This is a genomic window from Pseudoduganella sp. HUAS MS19 (genome assembly GCF_053615455.1).
In genome coordinates this window covers 1,924,812-1,947,427 of sequence record NZ_CM132133.1, presented here as the reverse complement: position 1 = coordinate 1,947,427, position 22,616 = coordinate 1,924,812, and the positions used below count along the sequence as shown (strand labels likewise).

The following is a 22,616-nucleotide window of genomic DNA, read 5'->3' as shown; positions in this document are numbered from 1 at the left end:
CGCGCGCGGCCATCGATGAAGAACAGTCTCCTGCTTGCTGCATTGATGGCCGTTGCCGGCGTTGCGCACGCAGCGCCGGTGCAGCATATCGAATTCTGGACCTTCAGCATGAAGCCGCGCTTTACGCCCTACTTCGAGGACGTGGTGAAGCGCTACGAAGCGGCCAATCCCGGCGTCAAGCTGGAATGGGTCGACTTCCCGTGGGACATTATCCAGACCAAGCTGGTCACGCGCATTGTGGCTGGCAAGCCGCCGGCCCTGGTCAACCTGAACGTGCCGTGGGCCGAGGAATTTGCGCGCGACGGGTTGCTGACGCCTGTCGATGCGCTGCTGGGCGCTGATCGCGGGCGCTATCTGCAAAGCGCCCTGCGCGACCTGTCGTTCGCGGGCAAGATCTACGGCTTCCCGATGTACAGCAATGTCGCCGTGATCGCCTATAACCGCGACATCTTCCGCGCGGCCGGCATCGCGCATGCGCCGCGCAATCTTGACGAGCAACTGGCCTTCGCGCGCCAGATCGCACAGCGCACCGGCAAGGCCGGACTTTGCCCTGCCCTGTCCAAGGTTGACGGACTGATGCTGCAGCAAGGCTTGCCGGTGCTGGCAGGAGGGCGCGCGGTGTTCAATTCCGCAGCGCACGTCGCGTTAGTTCGCAAATTGGCCGAGACTTATCGCGCCGGCGGACTGCTCAAGGACGGCCTGTTTGCTGAGGACAATTTCCCGCCAGCCGTGGAAGCCTACAAGAGCGGGCGCCTGGGTATGCTGCTGGCGCCGCCGACGGCCTTGAAGCGCATCCAGGCCGACGCCCGCGAGGTGTACGCCGTAACCGATGTGGCGCCCGCTCCGCTTGGGCCGACCGGGATTGCCGATGGCGGGTGGCTGATCCACTTTGGCGTTCCCGCGCCGGTGCCGGCAGCGGATTTGCCGGGAATCGGTAAGTTTGCACGTTTTTTGACCAACGACGCGAACCAGCTTGCGTTTGCGCGGCAGGCCAGCGTATTTCCCGCATCGGCGCGCGCCGCCAACGATCCCTTCTTCACATCCGCGCCGCCGAATGCCGGTGCGGCGGAGAAGGCGGTCGCCGCAGGCGCGGTCTCGATGCCATACTCACGCACCATGTACGTCGCCGGCATTGAAGATTACGATGAACTGCGCCGCGCGCTGGTGAAGGCCGTGGAAGCCGGCGTTACCGGGCGCGAGGACATCCAGCAAGCGCTCGACGCCGCCGTCGCGATCTGGAATCGCAAATTGTCCACCTTGGGGTCAGGAACGATGGTGGACATTCCACAAAGAATGTCCGCCATCGTTCCTGACCCCAAGGTGGACATTTCACAGGGGAATGCGCGATGAGGCGCTCGCTCGCGGCCTGGCTGTTCCTGGCGCCGGCGCTGGCGCTGCTGGCCGTCTTCGCATTCTGGCCGGTACTGTTCGGGTCGGTGCTGGCCTTTACCGATTTTTCGCTGGTGCGGCCGACGCATTGGGTCGGCATCGACAACTTCCGCTATATCTTCAATAACGAGATGTTTGTCACCGGCCTGAAAAACTCGCTGGTGTTCCTGCTGATCGTTCCCTGCGTGCAGCTGGGCGCCATTGCGCTGGCCGTGATGGTGAATAACCAGCTGCCTGGCATCAGGATGTTCCGTGCTGCCTATTACGTGCCGGTCGTGACCACGGTTTCGGTGGTCGGCATCATGTGGGGCTTCATGTTTCATGAACAGGGCGCGCTGAACTACATCCTTGGCACCAATATCGGCTGGCTGCAGGACGATACCTTTGCGCTGGCGGCGATCATGTTCGTCACGCTGTGGCGCGGCCTGGGCTGGTATATGGTGATGTACCTGGCCGCCCTGCAATCGGTGCCGCAGGAAATGCAGGAAGCCGCCATCCTGGACGGCGCCTCGCGCTGGCAACGCTTCTGGCACATCACCGTGCCGATGCTGCGCCCCACCATCATGGTTTGCACCATCCTCTCCGTTCTGGGCGCGCTGAAGGCCTACCAGGAAGTCGACGTGCTGACGCAGGGTGGCCCGATGAATTCCACCTTCACCGCCCTGTACTACGCCTACGACCAGGGCCTGAAGCACCTAAAGCTGCCGCGTGCGCTGGCAGCCAGCTTCGTCGTCTCCCTGATCTGCATCGGCATCGCCCTGCTTTGCCTGCGCTACCTGAAGCCGAAGCACCGATGAAGAAAACGGCACAATACCTGCTGCTGGCTGCCGTCGCGCTGCTGTGCGTCTTTCCTTTCTGGTGGACGCTGGTGACGGCGCTTTCCACCGAAGGCAACATCTTCTCCTACCCGCCGACTTTCTGGCCGAAGCAGCCATCGCTGGAAAACTTCGCGGAAGTATTCCGCGTCATCCCGATCTGGTCTTTCCTGAAGAACTCTATCCTGATCACCGTTTTCACCGTGCTGTGGAAGCTGGTGCTGTGCTCCATGGCCGCCTACCCGCTGGCGCGCCTGCATTTCAAGGGAAAGAAGCTGGTGTTCGGCCTGATCGTCGCGACCATGGTCCTGCCTTCCGAGGTCAATTTCCTGGTCAACTTCATCACGGTGACTGAGCTGGGCCTGGTCGATACCTATTCCGGCGTGATCCTGCCCAACGTGGTGAACGCAGTCGCGATCCTGTTGCTGAAACAGGCCTTCGAGGAGATCCCGCAAGACCTGGTCGATGCCGCCCGCGTCGACGGCGCCTCGGAATGGATCATCTTCACCAAGATCATGCTGCCGCTGATCGCACCTTGGCTGGCGACGGTCGGCATTCTCACCGCCGTCGAGGCCTGGAACGAATACATCTGGCCGTCGATCGTCATGAGCAAGCCGGACGAATTCCCGCTGTCGGTGGGCGTGCTGTATTTGCGCGGCACCTTCGGCAGCAGCACCCGCGTCATCGCGGCAGGTACCATCATCACCATCGTGCCGACACTGGCGGCATTCCTTTTCACCCAACGTTACTTCATGCGCGGCATGGACGGAGCAGTCAAATGAGCACACAAGAACTACGCAAAATCGCGGGACAACTGATCATGATCCGCTTCCCCGGCACGGTGCTGGAGCAGGCAACGGCCGATTTCATCCGCGCCAACGGCATCCGCGGCGTGTGCCTGTTTCGCGGCAATATGACCGACTCCGTGCAACTGGCCAGGCTGACGGCCGACCTGCGCGATGCAATGGGTCCGAATGCGCTGATTGCCATCGACCAGGAAGGCGGCGCCGTGGTGCGCTCGACCTGGGTGCCGGCGCCGCCAGCGGCCATGGGCCTAGGCGCCGCCGACGACAGCGACCTGGCATACCGCACCGGCGCCGCCGTGGCGCGTGCTGCCAAGTCGCTCGGCTTCAACTGGAACTTTGCGCCCGTGCTGGACCTGAACAACAATCCGAACAATCCGGTCATCGCCGAGCGTTCCTTCGGCGCGGATCCGGCACGCGCAGTGGAACTGGCCATGGCCTGGATGGCCGGTAGCCACGCCGAGGGTGTCGCGTGCTGCGTCAAGCACTTCCCCGGCCACGGCGACACTCACGTCGATTCCCACCGCGACCTGCCGACCGTCGACAAGGCGCTGCCCGAGCTGGACGCGCTGGAGCTGGCGCCGTTCCGCGCCGCCGCGCCTGTAGCGCCGGCCATGATGACCGCCCACATCGTCTACCCGGCGATCGATCCGGACAACCCGGCCACCATGTCGCCCGCCATCCTGGACGGCATCCTGCGCAAGCAATGGAACTACAAGGGCATCATCATTACCGACGGCATGGACATGCACGCCATCGCCGGCCGCTATGGCGTGGGCAACGCCGCCGTGCGCGCCCTGCTGGCCGGCGCCGATATGGTGATGGCGCTTGGCACCACGGAAACCCAGAACGAAACCCTGGATGCCATCGCCGCCGCCCTGGCCGACGGCTCCCTGCCGCAGGCGGCCGTCGATGAACGCCTGGCGCGCCTGAACGCACTGGCGCAAGCTTACCCTTGCCAGCAGCGCTCGTATAAAGAAGATGCTGCCGACCGCGCAATCATGGCCGAAGGCTGGCGCCGTGCCCTGACGGCACGCGGCAATCCACAACGCCCGGCGGCGGGCGGCAAGCTGCGCCTGGTGGTGCGGCAGGACGTGGTGAGCGACGGCGTGTCCGAGGCCGGCGTGCCGGCGGCCACCGTCGCCGCCTCCCTGGGCAAGCTGTACGACGTGGAGCTGGTCACCTTCGCCGACGCCAATACCTTCGCCTGGTCCTCGCTACCGCAGGACGGGCGCTTCACCGTACTGGCCTCCACTTCCCGCCTGCGCTACGGCGACAATGCCCGCAACAACTGGAGGCCGGACCTGCACCTGGCGCTGTGGAATCCCTACCAGGCGCTCGACATCCAAGCCCCCGCCCTGATGACCTACGGCTTTGCCGCACCCGCGCTGGAAGCCATCAATGCCTGGCTGTCAGGCGACCTGGAAGCCACCGGCCGCTGCCCGGTTCCCGGCTTTGCTTGAAGTTAAGGAGACAAGATGGACGCCGCACGCCACAACCCGCTGAAGTGGATCCCCACGCTGTACCTGGCGCAGGGTCTGCCCTACTTCGCCATAGCCCTTGTCTTCGGCCAGATGATGAAGAGCATGAACATGTCGAACGCGGAGATCAGCCACTGGCTGGCTTTCCTTGGTGGCGCCTGGATCTTCAAGCCCTTGTGGAGCCCCTTCCTCGAACTGGCGTCGAGCAAGAAGCTGGTGGTGGTCAGCCTGCAGCTATTCGGCGGCGTGTGCCTTGGCCTGGTCGCGCTGGCGCTGCAGTTCCCGTTCTGGTTGAGCGCCAGCGTGGCAGTGCTGTTCCTGGCATCGATCGCATCCGCCACGCACGACATTTCCTGCGACGGCTTGTACATCGCCAGCCTGTCAAAGAAGGCGCAGGCGCAATACGCCGGCTGGACCGGGACGTTCTTCAACGCCGGCCGCCTGCTGGCGCAAGGCGGCTTGCTGACGCTGGCCGGCTACCTGGAAAAGACGCAGGGCGTCACTTCGGCGTGGACTGTCATCTTCGGCATCATCGGCCTGACCATGTGCGCCCTGGGCACCTACAACTTCTGGGCGCTGCCGCTCAGCCCCAATGCGCGCATGGACGACCACACCGTGGCGGGCGTGTCGCGCACGCTGAAGGAAGTGATCGTCGACTACTTCCGCAAGCCCGGCATCTGGGTTTCAATCCTGTTTATCATCCTGTTCCGCGCCGGCGAAGCCCAGGTGCAGACCATCGGTCCGCTGTTCCTGCGCGAAGCGCGCGAAGCGGGGGGCCTTGGCCTTAGCACCGCCGAAGTCGGGGCCGTGTACGGCACCAGCGGCACCATCGCCTTCATCATCGGCTCCATCGCCGGCGGCTACTTCACTTCCTGGCTTAGCCTGCGCCGCGCCATCCTGTTCCTGATCCTGGCGATGAACCTGCCGAACCTGGTGTTCTATTACCTGTCGCACGCGCTGCCGGCCGACCTGACCCTGATCGGCATCGCACTCAGCGTGGAGATGTTCGGTTATGGTTTCGGCTTCGTCGGCGTGATCCTGTACATGATGCAGGTGGTCGCTCCCGGCAAGTACACTACGGCGCACTATGCATTCTCCACCGGTGTGATGCAGCTTGGCTTTGTGCTGTTCCGCTGGATCAGCGGCGATATCCAGATGGCGCTGGGCTACAAGAGCTTCTTCCTGTGGGTTCTGCTCGCCGCCCTCCCGGTTGCCATCCTGTCGCAGTTCATCCCGATGGAATCGCGCGAACAAGGCAAGGGCGCCCCCGTGCCCGAGGCGGCCTGATACATGGCATCGGTCTCGCTGCGCAAAATCGCCAAGCGCTATGGCGACAATTCCCCGGTAATCCAGGGCATTAACCTGGATATCGCGGACGGGGAATTCACGGTGTTTGTCGGTCCGTCCGGCTGCGGCAAGTCGACGCTGCTGCGCATGATTGCCGGCCTGGAAGAGATCAGCGGAGGTGAACTGCATATCGGCGGCAAGCTTGCCAACAGTGTGCCGCCGGCCCAGCGTGGGCTGGCGATGGTGTTCCAGTCCTATGCGCTGTACCCGCACATGACGGTATACGAAAACATGGCCTTCGGCCTGAAGCTGGCCGGCACGCCATCCGGCGAGTTGCGCGCGGCCGTCGAACGCACTGCCGCCACACTGCAGATCGGCCACCTGCTCGAACGCAAGCCGAAAGAGCTGTCCGGGGGCCAGCGCCAGCGCGTGGCAATCGGCCGTGCCATTGTGCGCAAGCCGCAGCTATTCCTGTTCGACGAGCCGTTGTCCAACCTGGATGCCGGCCTGCGGGTGCAAATGCGGCTGGAAATCGGCCGCCTGCACAAAGAGCTGGGCACAACCACCATCTACGTCACACACGACCAGGTGGAGGCCATGACGCTGGGACAACGCATCGTGGTGTTCAATGGTGGCCGGATCGAGCAGGCCGGCACGCCGCAGGAACTGTATAACAGCCCGGCCAACCTGTTCGTGGCCGGTTTCCTCGGCGCGCCGCGCATGAACTTCATCCCGGCCGAAGTGATGGCCCTGGGTGCCACCCATGTAGCGGTACTGCTGCCGGGCGGCGCCCTCGTGGAAGTGGCTGCCCTGCCCGGAAACGTGGAACGCGGCGCCCGCGTCATGCTTGGCGTGCGTCCGGAACACCTGCAATTGCGGCAAGAGGCTTACAATGCGGCCGCTGTAGCGATCAGCCATGTGGAGTACCTTGGCGATCAATCGATTGTTTACGCTGTCTTGCCCGGCATGCCGGAAGCGCTGGCGGTGAAACTGGCGCAGGAATGGCCGGTGCCCGAGCCCGGTGCGCCGGCCATGATCTTCCTGCCGCCGGAGCGCTGCATGCTGTTTTCGGCCGATGGCGCGGCTTTCGGCCGGCCATAAGAAATCGTTACAATTGTCTACTTCAGAAAAACGGTCCCATGACGAAATTATGGGAGAATAGACGTTTGCCTCAACCACAAGAAGGATCACCTACCATGACCCAACACCGTTTCGCACGTATCGGCCTGCTGCTGGCAGCTATTGGCCTGGGCGCCGTCCCGGCGCTGGTCCAGACCGCACACGCGCAAGACAAACAGGCTGCCGCCGCTCCACAAGAGACTGTGCGCAAAGAGATGGTCAAGTTCCTGGACAGCAAAATCCTGGGCCCTCTGCTGGATGCCAAGAAGTTTGGCGAAGTGAACGCCTTGCTGGACCAGGCAGACGCCATGCCCAACAAGTCCAGCTACGAGCAGTACTTCATCAACCGCATGCGCCTGGCGACGGCGCTGGGCATGAACGACAAGGCGAAGCTGATTGAAATGCTGGAGTACGTGCTGGCTTCCGGCCGTCTGGAAAAAGACGAGAAAGCCAAGTTCACCCAAGCGCTGGCAGGCTACTATCAGGAACAGAAGAACTACCCGAAGACCATCGAAAACCTGCAGAAGTACGGTGAAATGACCGGCGACCCGAAAGTGGCGCGCCAGGTGATGGCGATCCGCTTCGAATCCGGCGACCACAAGGGCGTGCAGGCCGATCTGCTGAAGAAGCTGAACGACAGCATCAAGGCCAACCAGCCGATGACCCGCGAAGAACTGCACATGCTGGCAGACGCTTCGCACCGCCTGAAAGACAAGGCTACCTACCTGACCGCGCTGGAAGGCCTGGTGCGCTGGCATCCGCGCGACCGCTACTGGTCGGATATGCTGTACCGCACCCGCGGCAAGGAAAACTACTCCACCCGCTTCTCGGCTGACATCATCCGCCTGCAGAAAATGGCAACCACCAAGATGGAAGAACAGGATTACCTGGAACTGGCCGAAGTCGACCAGCTCGAAGGCCAGTTCATCGAAGGCAAGGCAGTGCTGGACGCTGGCCTCGCCAATGGCGCTGTAACCCAGAACGCCAAGGTCAAGAAGCTGAAGTCCGAACTGGACCGCCAGGCTGCCGACGATATGAAGAACATCGCTTCCACCGAATCTTCGGCCCGCAAAGCCAAGAACGGTACCGGCCTGGTTAACCTGGGCTACGCCTTCGTGACCATGGGCCAGTACGACAAAGGCATCCAGCTGATCCAGGACGGCATCGCCAAGGGCGGCCTGAAAAATGCGGAAGACGCCAAGCTGCGCCTGGGCTACTCCTACGCGATGGCAGGCAAGAAGGATGAAGCCATCAAGATCCTGGAATCCGTGCAAGGCGCCGACGGCCGTGCCGACCTGGCCCGCTACTGGATTCTGTGGATCAACCGTCCATATCCAGCAACTGCCGGCGACGACGAGAAGCAAGGCTAAGCAAATCGCCTGAACGTCTAAGCGATACAACAAAGCGGGAATGGCTTCAGGGCCATTCCCGCTTTTTTTTGCCTGCCCCCCCCGATTCAATTGAATCACTCTTGCCGTTCGCGAAATTCTAGGCTGTAATGGCGGTCCGCACCGTTACAGAAAGAGCAACACCCATGCATGCCCCGCTGTCAGAAAGCGACTTTCAGCAGTCCCTGCGCGAACCCCTGCTTAGGTATTACGGCTACGAAGAGAACTTCCTGGAACAGCTCGACACGTTCGAGCATGTGAAGGAACGCCTGCAGCAACCGCCGGAAATGATCTCGGCGATTCCGCTCTATAACCTGATGAACACGACCAAGCGCCTGGCGACAGATGCAAGCGCATTCCTGGTCAATTGCTACAGCGGCGGTCACGATATCGCGCAACTGCAAGCATTCTACGACCGTGCGGTCGAACACTGGGAAACCTACGCCCACTACAACCAGGCCTATAACGACAGCAACGATCGCGAAGCCCCATGGCCGCACGTGGCGCTCGCCGGCCCGGAATACCACCAGGCGCTGACCATGGTGTGCCTTGGCATCCTGCTCGGTAAGCAGGATGTGCTGCACCGCCTGGTGCCATTGATCGATTACCGCAATGAGAAGCGCGATGCACTGATCGAGCGCTTGCTCAGTTGCTGCGTCGATGGTCGCGACGCTGCGGTCGGCATCTGCCGCCGCAATCTGCCCTATTCGAAAGCGCTGCCGATCTTTGCCGCGCAGCCGTCCGAGCGGCCGGCACTGATGGCACAGTATCTCGCCGAATGGTATGAAGCCAGCCGCCGGGAAAGCTACTATGACCTGCACAAATCGGGTTATCAGTTCGTCGGCTACTGGTCGTGGGAAGCCGCCGCGATCACCTTGGTGCTTGGCATCGACGATACAAGCTATCGTCACCTTGCTTACTACCCGGCGGACATGGCTGCCTTCGCACGCCAGGCAAATGCCGGCAAAATGCCGGTCTATGCCGCGCCAGCCCTTGAAGCGAGCGCGGAACTGCCGCTGCCCGAGACGGTCGGCGACCTGGCGGAGTACTGGCGGCACAAGAAGCTCTCGCCTGCGGACTTCGAACAGCGGCGCCGCTCCAGCCGCATGCGCTATGGAAGCTACGAAGAAAACCTGGTGCTCTTTACCGACAAGGTCTGCTACGACTGCGCCGACCCGGAGCACTATGACGGTGCAAGCTGGCTGGCGTGGGAGTCCGTGAATCACCTGCGCAACTGCTACAGCGCCGGCCACGCACTGGAGGACCTCAATACTTTTTTCCGCTGGCTCTCAGCTTTTGGGAAAACTACGCGCGCTTCCTAACGCCATTTACAGCGCCGGAGGACGACGAGGACGAGGACTGCTACAAGCACTGGCTGGACCTGCAAGGAGATGACTACCACACCGGTCTGTCGCTGGTGTGCTTCGCCATCCTGCTGGGCCACCAGGACAAGCTGGCCCGCATCATGCCTATCCTCGACTACGGCAACCGTCGCCGCGACGCGTTGCTGGAACAACTGGTTGCACCATGGGTTGCCGGCCGCGCAGCGCCACCGAAGAAATGCACGCGCGGCAAGCCCTACTCGCAAACCCTGCCGATCTTCGCTGCAGCCCCCGAAAAGCGCCCCGCCATGATGGCCGGTTACATGCAATCATGGTACGACATGAGCGAAGACGAACCCTACTTCGGCACTAACAGGAAAGGCTTCCAGTTCTTCGGCTATTGGGCACTGGAAGCAGCGGCGATCAGCTTCGTACTCGGCATCGACGACACGTCCTACCGCGACGACATCTTTTACCCGCGCGAGCTGGCCGACTTCGCACGCTCGCGCGCCGCATAAACCGGAGATCCAATTGAAAGCCCACTTTCTTGGCGCGCTGCTGCTCGCCATTGGCTTGCCGCTGCACGCGCAGCAATTTATCACCCCACAACGCGACATTACGAGCATTTCGGCAAACGGCATCGAACTGAAAATGCTGTACACGGATATCGACCGGGGTAATCACACCTTGCGCACAATTACCTTCTTCCGCGCCAATGACAAGGGCCCGGCAGAGCAGATTCCATTTGAGATCGATGAGAGGTTCGTGCCTACGCTCCAACTGAATTCCGGCGCCGACTGCGCCCTCAGCGGATTCCGCGCTTTCAAGTCAAAGGCTGGCCTGCGCGTGATCTTTGCTGAGCGGGAAGGCATGTGGGCTGACGATCGCAGTGTGACTTTTACGGTCATGGAGCTGAAAGAAAATGATGATCCTGAGACGGAATCGGCGCCTCCCTTGTCCTTCCGGCAGGTCAACAAGTTCACAAGCCAGCGCAAATTCTGCGACGTGAACAAAGCAATGGACGCCGACATGGCCCGACTGCGCAGATAACTTGCACATTGCAAGTATGGCGATTCGATTGAAACTCTCTTGCTTCTAGAGAACATCTAAGCTGTAATGGCGGTCCGTGCAATTATCGAAAATGCAATCCAATGCTGGACCGTCTAACCCAAGATACACGCCTGCTGCGGCTGACCACGCCGCAAGGCGCCGCGCAGTTATTAGTCGAATGCGTGCGCGGAGAGGAAGCGATCGGCAAGCCTTTCGTCTTCGACATTTCAACGCTCTCCGCCGACGCCAAGATCCCGCTCAAATCCCTGCTTGGCCAACCGGCCTTGCTGGAGTTGGTGACTGCCGCCGGCCCGACAGCGCTGCGCCCATTCCACGGTCATATCACGGCAATCGAATTGAGCGGGTCAAACGGCGGCTTGGCGCGCTACGCGGTGCGGTTGGGGCCATGGACCGACTTCCTTGCGCAAAACCGTGACAGCCGTGTTTTCCAGGGCTTGTCGGTGTGCGACATTCTCGATGCAGTATTGGGCAGCTGGCAAGGCCAGGGGACACTGGTGCCAGAGTGGCGGTTCGAACTGGCAGACCGCTCCGCCTATCCCAAGCGCAGCCTGTGCACCCAATACCAGGAAAGCGACTGGGCCTTCGCCGAACGCCTGATGGCCGAAGAAGGCCTGTTCTATTACTTTGAACATCGCAGCGACGGCCACGTACTCGTGATCGCCGACCATAATGGCGCCTTCCAGCCGAACGCCCAGGCAACGGTGCGTTTCACGCAGGCTGGTGCTGTCATGCGTGAAGACAGCATGGACCGCTGGCGCATGCAGGCCAGCCTGCTGACCGGCGAAGTCTCGCTGCAAAGCTGGGATTACCGCACGCTGGACCAGCGCGCAGCCAATGCCGGTAGCGCCGACGATAGCGGCATTTCACTATCTGCGCGCGAAATACCGGGAGCTTACGCCTATGCCAGCCGCGAGCACGGCCAGCGGCTGGCCGAACGCCGCCTGCAGGCGCTCGATGTGGCCCGCAAAAACCTCACCGGCGCAGGTACCGTGCGCACCATGGCGCCTGCCACGCGCTTCGCCCTGCAAGGCGAGCCGGTAACGGGCGACAGCGGCGACTTCGTTGTCACCCGCGTGCTGCACATGATGCACAACAACCTGGCCGCACAAATGCGCTCGAACGTCCAGCGCGAGCTGGGACAGGCGGCGCTGCAGTTACTGAACGACCGTGACCTGGCAGAGCGCCGTCACGCGGTCGGCAATGCCATCGCCGAGCGCCCGCTTTATCGCAACCGTATCGACGCCATCGATGCTGCCCTGCCCTACCGCAGCGCGGCGCCCTGGAAGCGTCCCACCGTGCAGGGACAGCAAACCGCCATCGTGGTCGGTCCTTCCGGTGCGCCAATCCACACTGACCGCGACCACCGCGTCAAGGTCCAGTTCCATTGGCAGCGCGGCGACAACAGCCATAGCCGCCTGGCGCCATCGTTGCAAGCGGGCGATACTGGGGCTCCTGCCGACGACAGCGCCGGCACTTGGGTGCGCGTCGCCACGCCGCTGGCCCCTGTCGCAGGCGCCAACTGGGGCAGCAATGCGCTACCGCGCGTGGGGCAGGAGGTACTGGTTGATTTCCTCGAGGGCGACATCGACCGCCCCGTCGTCATTGGCGCGCTGTACAACGGCGACGGCCAGGCCGACGCCCAACATAACCGGATCGGCGCAGGCACCGGTGCAGCTACAGGCAACGCCCCGGTATGGTTCCCCGGCGAATCCGGCGGCCACGCGCACCCTGCTTCCTTGTCCGGCCTGAAAAGCCAGGCCATGCAAAGCAGCCAGGCCGGCGCAGGCGCTTACAGCCAGCTTGTGTTCGACGACTCGCCCGGCCAGTCGCGCGTGGCCCTGCAACGCCACGCCAAACCGCACCAGGGCACCGCAGAACTGAACCTCGGCCACCTGCGCCATCAGAGCGACAACCAGCGGCTGCATGCAGTCGGCTTCGGCGCGGAACTGAAAACCGAACACGCGCTCGCCTTGCGCGCCGGCCAGGGCATGCTGCTCTCTACGCACGCGGCGCGCGGTGCCAGCGGCAATGTGCTGGATGCCCGTTCCGCCCAAAATCAGGTTCAAAGCGCGAAGCAACTGCAAGTTTCCCTATCCGAGCAGGCAAAGACCCACAAAGCCGACTTGCCCAAGCAAGCGGAAGCCGACAAGCTGCCCGTAACAGAAGGCTTGCAACGCACCGCCGACAGCCTTTCCATATGCGGCAACAGCGGCGCGCCAGCCTTCGACGCCCCGCTATTGCAGCTCGACAGCCCATCCGGCATCGTCGTGGCCACGCCAGCTGACGCTTTGCTTGCTTCCGAAACTGCTAGCAGCGTAACCGCCAGTCAGGACATTAACTTCGCCGCCCAAGCGAACCTGCTGCATTCATCGGCCGGCGGCATCAGCCTGTTCACCTACGGCAAAGCCAGCGCCAAAGAAAAGCCGAACCAAGAAACTGGTCTGCACCTGCATGCAGCGAGCGGCAAATTCAGCAGCCAAAGCCACACTGCCGCGACAACGTTAACGGCCGATAAGAATATCGTGGTAAGCAGCACCACCAAGGAAGTAGTTGTTGGCGCGCGAAATCACGTTCTGCTAACCACACAAGGAGCAGCAATTCGGATAGAAGATGGAAACATTGAATTATCCGCACCGGGGAAGATCGAATTCAAAGCCAGCATGAAGGAATTGGGTGGCCCCGCGCACATGACCATGGCACCTGCCGCATTGCCTGTTCCAAAAGAATGGCCAGCCCTAGACGCCGCAGGCCCACACAGTCTTCGATTCGCTACTATGGGCTCGGACGAGCTGCTCGGAACTGGGATATGGGTTGGCGAACCATTCGCGATCTTCGACGAAGATGGGAACGTACTTGCTGAGGGTACGGTCGCTGAAAATGGCCGGCTGCCGCGCGTGACTACGGATGGTCCTCAGATGCTGAAGCTTCGCTTGGGCGATTCGCAAGGTGCGGAGCTCGTTGAGCAAAAAATGATCACAAGCGAGCGTGTGTTTGAACATGTTGATGATTCCACCGAAGAAGAACAACACCTTCCAGAAGTCGATGAACCAATCCACACCGAAGCTCTGGCGTCGAATCGCTACTACCGCGAAATAGTGGCAGCGACAGAACACCATAATGACGAATTCCTTCCCGAGTCCGTTCTCCTCGCTTTGATTAATGAAGCGTCCTGATTTCCTTTGTACTTGCACTAGCTATGACTCGATTTATTAAGGCTTCGTATAACGCAAAATTAAAAATCGCCCAATTCATCACCGACGATAATCGCGTACTCATACGTTCAGGCGGATCACTGCAATGGCGTATCTCTAACGCCGGAGATCTCGCATCGCCCATAAAAGATGGGAAGCCGGCACCTCGTAAGACAAAGAACTTTATTGGCTTCGCTAAGCCGGAGAAAAGTAGACTCCATTTTTTTATCTTTCCCGATTATGAGACAGGACGCGCCGAGCTCAAGGCCAGCCTCCAACGTAAACATATCAGGAAGACTATCAAAGAAATGGTCTACGACTTTGCTCCTCCATCGGATGGCAACGATACCGAAAAGTACATTAGGGACCTCTGCAATGAGACTGGATTCAACAAGGAGTTCCGATTGGATCACATGGATGAAAAACAGTTCGCCCGTCTCATGGATGGTATTGAAAAACTAGAAGGCTATCATAAGGATAAAGACACTCGTAAAGAAGTGTGGTTCCCGATCACGCAGATCCAGGCCGGCAACGGAACACAACCAGTCCAAGGCGAGCAAATTATTGTCCGTAGCGAAGGGAAAGAGTCCACCTATACCTCCAACGCTGCTGGCCTCTTTCCACCAATCGTTCATGGCAAAAAACCCGCTGAGATACTTCACAAGACTGCCGACGGTAACTTGAAGAAACTAGCTGACCTGCATCCTGAAAAAGGACTGCGCTTCACCTTAATAAACAAGTTGGCGGAGTTCTTTGGTACGACGGCACCTGTCAAAGCTCCGGAAAACCCAGTCTCCAAAAGCGAGGGATTTCTGTATGAAGTTAAGCCTAAAGACACCCTTGGCCATATCGCGGCGAAGTTCAAAGACCGCAATGTTACCGTCCAGCGCCTCAAGCAGGACAATCAACTTAAAACAGACACCATTCATCCGGGTCAAATCCTAGGGATCAACATGCCGCCCCCAGGCACCACGCCCCCTAAAACAGAAAAGAAGGCGCCTCTACCAGGCCCAGCTCCCAAGGTAAATCCCGAGACCGCAGCATCGCCCACATCGACGCCAACAAAGCCAAGCGCAAGCACGAAGCCTAATCAAAAAGCGAAGGATGAGTCATTCACGCTCCCCGCAGCTAAGACTCCACCACTCGAGGAAACAGCGCCGAAAAAGCAAGTAAATGCGTCGAACCGTGAGAAATCTACGTTCACTGCAAAGCGAACGGATCCAAACCCAACACCTCCTATTGCAAACACAACGTTAGCCCGCTCGAAAGAAGGTAAAGGTGAACCTCTTGCCTTGATTGCACCAGAAAGTGGGACGGTCCCTTGGATGAAATACGCCCTTGCAGAGGCTAAGCGGTTCAAAGGAGCTACAGAAGGCGAAATCCAGAAGGAAAGAAACTATCATAAAATAGTGAAAACTAACCAGGTCAATATGACTGCGGATACTGAAGCATGGTGTGCCGCATTTGCGAATTGGTGCCTCATGCGGGCCGGCTTTCCGATCCGGAATCCATCCGAGCAAGGTTATACGGATCAAGGACCTGATACCAGCCGTGCCAACGGCTTTCGCGTTGTTCATATGAAGCAAAAAATAGTTGAAGATGGGCACGAGATCACAACAAAGAACAGGAAACCGAAATTCAAGATAATTGAGGTAACCAATCCAATGTACACGAAGATCGATACTCCAGTTTACGGCGCAATCGCCATCATCTCAAATCCAGGAGGTTACGGCACGCACGTAGGATTCGTGTACGGTCGCTCAGCGAAGAACAGGATTTGCGTGCTTGGAGGCAACCAAGCACAACAAATAAATTTCTCGCCCTTTCACGAAAAAGAGGAAATTGAACAGGAGAACGCTGTAGGGATAGACGGTAAGCAATACGTGAAAAGGAAAAAGACGAAACATCTCGCATTCTACATGCCAACTATTTACATGGAGACTTATCAAAAGAGCCCCAAAGAGTTACCTGAAGTCGATCCAGATGCCGTTAACAAAGAATTCGATATAAAAATTAACAAGAAATCCAAGAACTCAACAAGATAAAACAAGAGATAACATGAAAACGCCCTTTACATTCGCCTTCTTTTTAACCATTTTTCTTGTATCTAACAATAGTATCGCTGGCTTCGCAGGAGGGCCTTACTTCCTATTCATCAACTCCGCAAATAATAAAAAAATAGATGAGATAATCAACAAAAAGATATCAGAAAAGGAAGATTGCAGTAAGCCAGATATGCAGATCATCGATACTCCAGATTGGATATCTCAAGAATTGATCAATAAGGCCATGGTAGCCGGTGATAAGAAGGCCATATCAAAATTGGATACCTTGATAAGAAAAAAGCATCCAGATTATTCCATGCAAGGATTGGATGGCATTATTTTATATAGCGAAAATCCGATGCCACAATTTTCGAATTTTGTGCGAGGCAGAAAGGTGATCCTGAAGGACCGCCTGGGCAAATCCGCAAACGATGAAGCCATATGGAGTGCGTTTTGCCTGATGGTTCCACCAATTACTAGACCAGTTTAAGCAACTGTATTGAGAAAGCTATCGGATCGCGTGCACAAAGATTCAGAAAGAAAAAGGGCCGGCCGCCTGTCTGATTGATCAGTTCGGAAATCTGAGTAAAGGGCCAATCGATTTCGGTCGTATTGCCTACAGATATTCCAAGCGCGATTCTTATGTCATTCCTACCAATTACCGTTTGGTTGTAACTCCGGCGAGACTGGAATTAGATTCTTGCTCAGGAGGCTGTATGGTATTAGCCAACGTAGCCCCAGTGCGCAAAAACTCAAAAACTTATTCGATAGGATGGGCATGGACATCACGTTGGATTTGTGTATGGCCGAGACAAACATAATGATAAGAAAATTTGCGTCTTAGGCGGCAATCAAGGCAGTAAGATCAGCTTCCTACCTTATACAGAGAAAGAGCAGCTAAAACTAAAGCACACTAAGGACGGGAAGAGCATAAAGACGAAAGATGATCATCTGGAGTTTTATTTGCCGACGATTTAAGAAGACGAATATAAAAAAACCAATGAAAAGCTTATGAGTGTTGACTGGATGGCTCTAAATTCGGAAATAGGAGTTACCGTGGACAAAAAAGAGGACTTGAGCACACTTTGATCAACTTAATTCACTGTCAGTCCAAAACAGCAGATATACATTCTTGAAAAATATCATTATTGCACTCGCCGTCTTCCTGTCAATCGGAAACGCAAGAGCGGGCTCAGCAGGAGGCCCCTATGTTATCTGGGTAAATTTATCCGAAAATACAATTATTGAAAAAACGATTGGATCGAGAATAGAATCTAGGAACGACTGTGATTATCCGAGTTTGGTGATAGTTTCATTACCAAACTGGATATCTAAGGATCTCGTGAAAAGTGCAATAGTCGATAAGAATAAGAAATCACTAAAAAACCTGAAAACACAGCTCAAGAAGCCGCACAGCAGCCTGATTTCTGATGGATTTGACGGACTAATTGCCTACGATGAGACCAACGGTCCGAAATTTTCGACCGCAGCATTAGTATGGCCAAAGGTAATCAGCGAGAAAGTGGCTCCGAACTCAAGTGAACAAACCCAATGGGATTTATTTTGCAGCATGGTGCCACCAGTTGGCAGGTCGGGCCTCTAACTGAAGCATGACTAATGAAGCCAGCATTCAGAATTGAGCTTAATATCAGCCTTGGAGGTCGGAAAATGGAAAGTTCCAAAAGTCGATATCCGCAAGAAATTCACGGTTCTGCAGTTCACTTAACGTGCACCGCGACCATGTAGGCCACGTAGCTGAACTGTTGCACACATCCCCCGCCCCGCAGTTCGCATACAGCGACGAACGTCAAGAGAAAGAGAACGCGCGCTGGTTTGGTTACGAGGAAGTGGCTTTCGCCCGCTTCTCGGATCCTGTCAAACCCTTGATGTACTACGTTCCAGACGACATTGAAATGGCCGCAGATGGCGACGGAGCTACTGACAAAAAAAGGCTGAAGAATCGAGAGAAGCCGTTCTGCATAATTGATTGCAAGTAAACGATGGAAGCTACTTCGCTTCTCGCTTTAGTGCCATATCTGCAGATCAAAGGCCTGATTGCCAGATACAACACATTTATTCTTGAGCTTACCGGAAAATAAAAATGAACACCAAAAACCACGAAAAGTATTTCACGATCGTGGCTATAGCGCTTACAGGCGCCGCGTGCATTAAGAGCGCAACAGCACGAGAAAACGAAATCTGCAAGGTACTGGCGAAAGAAAAAGAGCCAGTCGCATTTCTACTGGATCCTAGCGGAAAGATGAGCAAAGGTCCGATTAATTTTGGCAGATACGGATATAAGTACACGCATACCGAGCGTTACATTATACCGACGGATTATCAGATGATTATATCTCCGGCACCAATTAGAATTGAAAACTGCCCCGGGGCCTGCATTCTGCTCAAGGAAGTTGCTCCCGTCTGTAAAAACTCAAAAACCTACGCTATCAGCTATGCGATGACTGATAGCAAACTGAATGCTACTGATCGGTCGTGGCTTCCGTGGAAGGAGAATGAGGCTGTTTCGATTTTCGAAATAGGCGATCCGAAAGATCGCGACCTAAGGGATCTGGAGTACAAGTTCGAAATGAGGATGGTTGGTGAAATATTTGATGCTGAAAAGCCGTTATCAAAAAAATAGCCGCTCCCAATCAGTGAGAAGCTATCGGATCGCAGATAAATTCCAATAGCGACTGCGACTACGGAAAGAATCGCACTATTCGCTCAAAAAGCAAACATCTAGCTTTTTATATGCCAACCATCTACATGGACACCTACGAAAAGGGGCCAAAAGAATTACCCAACGTGGATCCCGCCACACTGAACAAGGAATGTGGAATAAAGGTCAACGTGAAGAAAAAATCGTCGGCAACTTAATTATAGAGAAGAAAATATGAGATTCGCTGGTAAACTCCTGCTGACCATAACGCTACTTATGGCCAGCAGGGCCAGTTATGCCGGATTCGCCGGAGGCCCTTACTTTCTTTGGGTTAATTTATCCGGAAATGAACGTATTGAGCACATAATAAATAAAAAATTGGCCGAGGGCGAAGTATGCTCCAGGCCAGACATGCAAATCTTCCCGGCTCCCGATTGGATATCGCGAGAACTAATTACCAAGGCAATCGTCCAGGGCGATAAACGCTCTCTAGCCTCGTTAGATGCTTTAATAAGACGAAAATATCCCGGCTATACCGAAAAGGGCCTGGACGGGATCATCGTTTATAATGAGAACCCCAACCCGCAGCTCTCAAATTTTGTACGTGGTAGAAAAGTGATTACAAAGGTTCCTTTGGATAAGTCTGTAAACGTGCAGGCTACCTGGAGGATTTTCTGTGGGTTGGTCCCTCCCATCACTAGGCCAATCTAGTTTTACTAAAATGGGGGCGACGGCGCTACCGGTCTGACGTATTACGTCCCTGATGAGGTCCATGTGGGCGACGGTGGGGACGGCGGCACTGATAAAAAAGGCTGAAATATCAACAAAAGCCTTTTGGGATAATTGACTGAGATAATTCGTGTTTCACTACATTTTCAACATGAACCTTTTCACCAGACTTTCGGCCATTGCCGTTTTTTCTCTATTAGCCTTGCCAGCAGTTGCGGGATCTCGCTCAGGCCCTCATGTGATATGGGTTAATCTCTCGCAGAATGAGTATTTTGAAGCCATCATAAACAAACGAATGGCGGAACAGGATGACTGCCTATCACCGAGTGCTTCATTTACCCGTCTGCCGGGCTGGATTTCTATTGATCTTATTAAGAAGGGAATTCTAAAGAATGATAAGGGTGCAATTGCCAAGCTGGACACGCTGATGCGCAAACGGTACGACGACTATATCTATGATGGCTTTGATGGAATCATGGTATACGACGAAATCGCGGGTCCCCGCCTAACGAACCTAGTTCGTGGCCGAAAGTACACAATCGACACCAAGCTACCTGCAAAAGCTTCAGAGTCTGCGCAATGGGAGGAATTCTGCAAGTTGATGCCTAGGATCAAGCGACCGATTTAGTTGAGATTATTAGCGCTACTATCACGACCGTGGAGAGGTTCTTAATCTTCTACGTAGATCTCCGCCACCTTAAGCAAATGAAAATTGCAGCTTTATCAGCCATTGCCTTTGCGCCCGCGGCCCTAGTACCGGCCGCGCAGGCATACACCCTATTCGGCCTCGATCTCAAAACGCCTATTTTTCCGCAGAACGGAACTTTGAAAGTCTACAAGGCTAAAAACGACAAGTTGCCGCTTGCTGAATTCAAGAACCTGACTTACTACGCGGTCGGAACTGGCGGCTTTGCTCCTGCCTCGGCCACAGCGAAGATGGCTGGGTGCGATGCAATTTCAAAGGAAAGGCGTGGGAAAATTTACCGACATGAGATGTCATGGCACGCCACAGCATTTTCGCAAATGAATTATTATCAAAATAACATGCTAGTTAAACCTATCACAATGATCAGTTCGGAAATCTGAGTAAAGGGCCAATCGATTTCGGTCGTATTGCCTACCGATATTCCAAGCGCGATTCTTATGTCATTCCTACCAATTACCGTTTGGTTGTAACTCCGGCGAGACTGGAATTAGATTCTTGCTCAGAAGGCTGTATGGTATTAGCCAACGTAGCCCCAGTGTGCAAGAACTCAAAAACTTATTCGATAGGATTTGCAATGCGGGACGATCCGCGAAGTGAATCTGATCGATCTTGGCTGCCATGGAAAGAAAATAGGCCAACAAATGTGTTTATCGTCATCGATCCTGAATCTGACAATGTCAACCTAAGATATCGTTTTGATGCCAGAATTGTGGGGGAAATTTACGACCCCAGAAAGCAATAGTCGGGCGGGGTTACAAAGTGCGCAAACATACCTTCCTTGCGTGGCAATACCTCTGCCCTTGGCTATGACTTGGAGACCAAGGTATGGAGCAACTTAAATCTACACTGGCATTCATCATTTCCGCCTGCTTTGTCAGCACAGGTTTCGCCTACGAATTCGAGAATGCTGTTCCACTGACGGTGGGTGTCCATTTGGGTGAGACGAGGCTGGAAGGCGTTCGAGTTCGCTTGAACGGCTACGAGGTTGAGCTGGCGGTTTCATTGAACAACTCGTCGAAACGCCCCCAGCACGCGGGCTTTTATGCAGTGACTCCACTGTTCGATTACCTGGGTGAGGGCGAGGAGTATGCAGACAAGACTTTTCGCGAACTGAAGGCGCTCCAGGACGGCGAGCCATTGCGGGTAACGAGCGCTCGACGCGCCTACTTCCTCGGACAGGACATCACCCCTACCCTGCGCAAGGCTGGCATTAGCCCGATCTACTCGAACGATATCCACTGGAAGATGCTCGAGAAGCTGCCACTGCTGCAAAACATCCGCATCGACAACTGGCAAAGCCAGGTGTCCTTCGGCTGGAGCGCGCGCATTGCGCCAGAATCGACCACAGTTGGAACGGTCACGTATTCGGCAATGCCTAAGTTTGGAATGGAGCTGCTTGATTCCGACAATTTTTCGCGACTGGTGCAGCAGCATTGCGGCGATGCGGAAAAGCTGAAGGAGTTAGTCCGTCGAGCGTCGCCGGCGGAAACGGCCGTGCTGGCGGAAGTCTTTGAGTTTCCGCTGCCCTTCTTGAAAATGGAACAGGCCCACGTGACGATCGAAAAGCCCAAGAGGCGCTGGATGAAACCGCAGGCGGTCGCTGCAACAGCATGTGGATTTGACGGGACACTGGCGTTACCCTCAGATGGTGTGGTTCGAGGCGCCAACAACGGCTTTTCCATACTGGTGGTGTCCTTGCTCGCAAGCGCTCCCGATAATGAGAGTGAAAGTCGCGCAATGCCGACGCAACACTACAAGGTGGGCAACGTCGCATTTGCCGAGGACATGGATCACATCATGATCCTGAGCAAACCGCAGGTAGGAATCGAGGTGCTGCCGGGAGGGCATACCTGGCCCCTCTTGCAACTCGACGAATCGGGCCGAATTCTCGCCGGACGTACCGCCATTGATCCTGCGACCGGCGAACACGCCGTTCCACTCAGGGCTGATACTCTCAACAGGGTACTTTACCCAAACGACCTTTCCGTGACGCCGACAAGTCAAGGTTATGAGATACGCCATCATCAAACCCAATGCACGTTGCCGTACCGACGACTTGGCGCTCCTCGTGGCAGGTCGCCGCTCGAGGCCTTGCAGGTCGCGAATATCAAGCTGGCCGCATCGGAAGACCAGATCCTCGCCCTGGTGACGAGCTTTTTAAGTGATGGCCAGAGCACCAGGTATCACGTGCGTTCTATCGATCCCCGAACCTGCAAGGTAAGCCTGGCTGCGAAGCTCGGCGATCCGGATTTGCTGGTGGAACTAGGCCAGTCGAAGCGTGGCGGCTGGTGGATCACCGGGTCTATCGAACAAACTCTCTTGACATCAAAGGATGGCAGGAAATGGAAGAAGGCGAAGTTGCCGGATGGGTTGTCGTCGCTGGTGAGCAGCTACGTCGTGGATAGCAAACAAATCTGGCTCGCCGGCATTCTCGATAGTTCCGACCTCTATCCGAATTTGCTGATCTACTCGGCCGACGGCGGTGCCACGTGGACCAACCTGAAGAAGGATGATCCACTACTTGCGAAGGTGCCGGCGGGTTGGCTGGAGGGGCAGAAACGCAAAGCAGCCCAGTAAGTGGCTGGCGCGCGACAGCGCCAGCCGGCGGCGG

Annotated in this window: 18 protein-coding genes; all 18 read left to right on the top strand. The window is 56.5% G+C overall.

Going from position 1 to position 22,616, the window contains the following annotated elements:
- Positions 1–15 precede the first annotated feature (15 nt).
- The 18 genes from ACWBU6_RS08895 (at position 16) to ACWBU6_RS08810 (ending at position 22,582) form a co-directional block, all read left to right on the top strand.
- Positions 16–1,350, top strand: coding sequence for an ABC transporter substrate-binding protein (locus ACWBU6_RS08895; protein ID WP_452648447.1), 1,335 nt, complete (start codon positions 16–18; stop codon positions 1,348–1,350).
- Positions 1,347–2,186, top strand: coding sequence for a carbohydrate ABC transporter permease (locus ACWBU6_RS08890; RefSeq protein ID WP_452648446.1), 840 nt, complete (start codon positions 1,347–1,349; stop codon positions 2,184–2,186). Before ACWBU6_RS08895 ends, ACWBU6_RS08890 begins: the two co-directional genes overlap by 4 nt.
- Positions 2,183–2,986, top strand: coding sequence for a carbohydrate ABC transporter permease (locus ACWBU6_RS08885; RefSeq protein ID WP_452648445.1), 804 nt, complete (start codon positions 2,183–2,185; stop codon positions 2,984–2,986). Before ACWBU6_RS08890 ends, ACWBU6_RS08885 begins: the two co-directional genes overlap by 4 nt.
- Complete coding sequence (locus tag ACWBU6_RS08880; RefSeq protein WP_452648444.1) at positions 2,983–4,470, top strand: glycoside hydrolase family 3 protein; 1,488 nt, start codon at positions 2,983–2,985, stop codon at positions 4,468–4,470. Before ACWBU6_RS08885 ends, ACWBU6_RS08880 begins: the two co-directional genes overlap by 4 nt.
- A gap of 15 nt (positions 4,471–4,485) precedes the next feature.
- Positions 4,486–5,775: an MFS transporter gene (locus tag ACWBU6_RS08875; protein ID WP_452648443.1), complete on the top strand. Its 1,290-nt coding sequence runs from the start codon at positions 4,486–4,488 to the stop codon at positions 5,773–5,775.
- A gap of 3 nt (positions 5,776–5,778) precedes the next feature.
- Complete coding sequence (locus tag ACWBU6_RS08870) at positions 5,779–6,876, top strand: ABC transporter ATP-binding protein (protein ID WP_452648442.1); 1,098 nt, start codon at positions 5,779–5,781, stop codon at positions 6,874–6,876.
- Positions 6,877–6,971: 95 nt separating this feature from the next.
- A complete protein-coding gene (locus ACWBU6_RS08865) occupies positions 6,972–8,264 on the top strand; it encodes a tetratricopeptide repeat protein (RefSeq protein ID WP_452648441.1) in 1,293 nt (430 codons plus the stop codon).
- A 164-nt stretch (positions 8,265–8,428) separates the two neighbouring features.
- Positions 8,429–9,604 (top strand): PoNe immunity protein domain-containing protein, encoded by a 1,176-nt coding sequence (locus tag ACWBU6_RS08860; RefSeq protein ID WP_452648440.1) that lies wholly within the window; start codon positions 8,429–8,431, stop codon positions 9,602–9,604.
- A gap of 95 nt (positions 9,605–9,699) precedes the next feature.
- On the top strand, positions 9,700–10,122 hold the full coding sequence (locus ACWBU6_RS08855) for a PoNe immunity protein domain-containing protein (protein ID WP_452648439.1): 423 nt from the start codon (positions 9,700–9,702) through the stop codon (positions 10,120–10,122).
- 13 nt (positions 10,123–10,135) lie between these two features.
- Positions 10,136–10,654: a hypothetical protein gene (locus ACWBU6_RS08850; protein WP_452648438.1), complete on the top strand. Its 519-nt coding sequence runs from the start codon at positions 10,136–10,138 to the stop codon at positions 10,652–10,654.
- 101 nt (positions 10,655–10,755) lie between these two features.
- Complete coding sequence (locus tag ACWBU6_RS08845; protein ID WP_452648437.1) at positions 10,756–13,848, top strand: type VI secretion system Vgr family protein; 3,093 nt, start codon at positions 10,756–10,758, stop codon at positions 13,846–13,848.
- Between the two features lie 23 nt (positions 13,849–13,871).
- Positions 13,872–15,911 (top strand): LysM peptidoglycan-binding domain-containing protein, encoded by a 2,040-nt coding sequence (locus ACWBU6_RS08840; RefSeq protein ID WP_452648436.1) that lies wholly within the window; start codon positions 13,872–13,874, stop codon positions 15,909–15,911.
- 13 nt (positions 15,912–15,924) lie between these two features.
- Positions 15,925–16,401, top strand: a complete 477-nt coding sequence (locus ACWBU6_RS08835; RefSeq protein WP_452648435.1) for a hypothetical protein — start codon at positions 15,925–15,927, stop codon at positions 16,399–16,401.
- A 642-nt stretch (positions 16,402–17,043) separates the two neighbouring features.
- Positions 17,044–17,514 (top strand): hypothetical protein, encoded by a 471-nt coding sequence (locus tag ACWBU6_RS08830; RefSeq protein ID WP_452648434.1) that lies wholly within the window; start codon positions 17,044–17,046, stop codon positions 17,512–17,514.
- Between the two features lie 498 nt (positions 17,515–18,012).
- On the top strand, positions 18,013–18,552 hold the full coding sequence (locus ACWBU6_RS08825; protein ID WP_452648433.1) for a hypothetical protein: 540 nt from the start codon (positions 18,013–18,015) through the stop codon (positions 18,550–18,552).
- An 898-nt stretch (positions 18,553–19,450) separates the two neighbouring features.
- Positions 19,451–19,927 carry a hypothetical protein gene (locus tag ACWBU6_RS08820; RefSeq protein WP_452648432.1) on the top strand — a complete coding sequence of 159 codons (477 nt, stop codon included), beginning with the start codon at positions 19,451–19,453 and terminating at the stop codon, positions 19,925–19,927.
- Between the two features lie 77 nt (positions 19,928–20,004).
- Positions 20,005–20,385 carry a hypothetical protein gene (locus ACWBU6_RS08815; RefSeq protein ID WP_452648431.1) on the top strand — a complete coding sequence of 127 codons (381 nt, stop codon included), beginning with the start codon at positions 20,005–20,007 and terminating at the stop codon, positions 20,383–20,385.
- Between the two features lie 445 nt (positions 20,386–20,830).
- Complete coding sequence (locus tag ACWBU6_RS08810; RefSeq protein ID WP_452648430.1) at positions 20,831–22,582, top strand: hypothetical protein; 1,752 nt, start codon at positions 20,831–20,833, stop codon at positions 22,580–22,582.
- Positions 22,583–22,616 lie beyond the last annotated feature (34 nt).